At 49.2% G+C, this 1,119-nt stretch carries 10 tRNA genes and 1 rRNA gene; all 11 read right to left on the reverse strand.

The annotated features are described in order from the left end of the window. Nucleotide 1: 1 nt before the first annotated feature. Nucleotides 2–78 (reverse strand) — tRNA-Pro (locus EVJ23_RS14975). Nucleotides 79–85: 7 nt separating this feature from the next. Next, nucleotides 86–162 (reverse strand) — tRNA-Arg (locus EVJ23_RS14980). Nucleotides 163–168: 6 nt separating this feature from the next. Continuing rightward, nucleotides 169–253, reverse strand: a tRNA-Leu gene (locus EVJ23_RS14985). A gap of 7 nt (nt 254–260) precedes the next feature. Beyond that, nucleotides 261–335, reverse strand: a tRNA-Gly gene (locus tag EVJ23_RS14990). A gap of 21 nt (nt 336–356) precedes the next feature. Continuing rightward, nucleotides 357–437 (reverse strand) — tRNA-Leu (locus EVJ23_RS14995). A gap of 37 nt (nt 438–474) precedes the next feature. Next, nucleotides 475–550 (reverse strand) — tRNA-Lys (locus EVJ23_RS15000). Nucleotides 551–562: 12 nt separating this feature from the next. Then, a tRNA-His gene (locus EVJ23_RS15005) sits at nt 563–638 on the reverse strand. Nucleotides 639–648: 10 nt separating this feature from the next. Beyond that, nucleotides 649–724 (reverse strand) — tRNA-Thr (locus tag EVJ23_RS15010). Between the two features lie 9 nt (nt 725–733). Then, nucleotides 734–809: transfer RNA gene (locus tag EVJ23_RS15015), tRNA-Phe, on the reverse strand. Nucleotides 810–833: 24 nt separating this feature from the next. Beyond that, a tRNA-Asp gene (locus EVJ23_RS15020) sits at nt 834–909 on the reverse strand. Nucleotides 910–992: 83 nt separating this feature from the next. Beyond that, a 5S ribosomal RNA gene (gene rrf, locus EVJ23_RS15025) occupies nt 993–1,108 on the reverse strand. Nucleotides 1,109–1,119 lie beyond the last annotated feature (11 nt).

A 1,119-nucleotide genomic window follows, 5' to 3' on the forward strand; every position in this document is an offset into this window, starting at 1 on the left:
ATGGTCGGGAAGACAGGATTCGAACCTGCGACCCCTTGGTCCCAAACCAAGTGCTCTACCAAGCTGAGCTACTTCCCGTTATAAATGGTGCACCCTGAGAGATTCGAACTCCCGGCCTTTAGATTCGTAGTCTAACGCTCTATCCAGCTGAGCTAAGGGTGCATAAAATGCGGTCGAGAGGACTTGAACCTCCACGGTGTTAACCACCACTAGGCCCTCAACCTAGCGCGTCTACCGATTCCGCCACGACCGCGTATTAATGGAGCGGAAGACGGGATTCGAACCCGCGACCCCGACCTTGGCAAGGTCGTATTCTACCACTGAACTACTTCCGCAATATGAGTTTTGATTAGAGATGCGGGTGAAGGGACTCGAACCCCCACGTCAAGGACACTAGATCCTAAGTCTAGCGCGTCTACCAATTCCGCCACACCCGCATATAATATTCAAATATAACTATTAATTAATGAGAAATGGTGAGCCATGCAGGGCTCGAACCTGCGACCCTCTGATTAAAAGTCAGATGCTCTACCAACTGAGCTAATGGCTCATTAATTTAAAATGGGGCGACTGAAGGGAATTGAACCCTCGAATGCCGGAATCACAATCCGGTGCGTTAACCACTTCGCCACAATCGCCATGAAAAAATGGTGCCGGCGAAAGGATTTGAACCCTCGACCCTCTGATTACAAGTCAGATGCTCTACCAACTGAGCTACACCGGCAGGTGTAAATGGTGGCTTTGGACGGAATCGAACCGCCGACACAAGGATTTTCAGTCCTTTGCTCTACCAACTGAGCTACAAAGCCAACTTATTAAGTTTAAATTAAAAATGGCGGTCCCGACGGGATTCGAACCCGCGATCTTCTGCGTGACAGGCAGACATGTTAACCGCTACACCACGGGACCGTTTGTAAAACTATTTGTATCGACTCCACCTATTTTAAATGTCAATTAGGATAAAGTCAATAAGTTTTGTAAAAAAATAAAAAGCCTGGCAACGTCCTATCCTCACAGGGGGAGACCCCCAACTACTTTCGGCGCTGAAGCGCTTAACTTCCGTGTTCGGCATGGGAACGGGTGTGGCCGCTTCGCTATCGCCACCAGACAAGGGAATTG

The sequence above is a fragment of the Exiguobacterium sp. SH1S1 genome (assembly GCF_004337245.1).
Lineage (GTDB): Bacteria > Bacillota > Bacilli > Exiguobacteriales > Exiguobacteriaceae > Exiguobacterium > Exiguobacterium aurantiacum_A.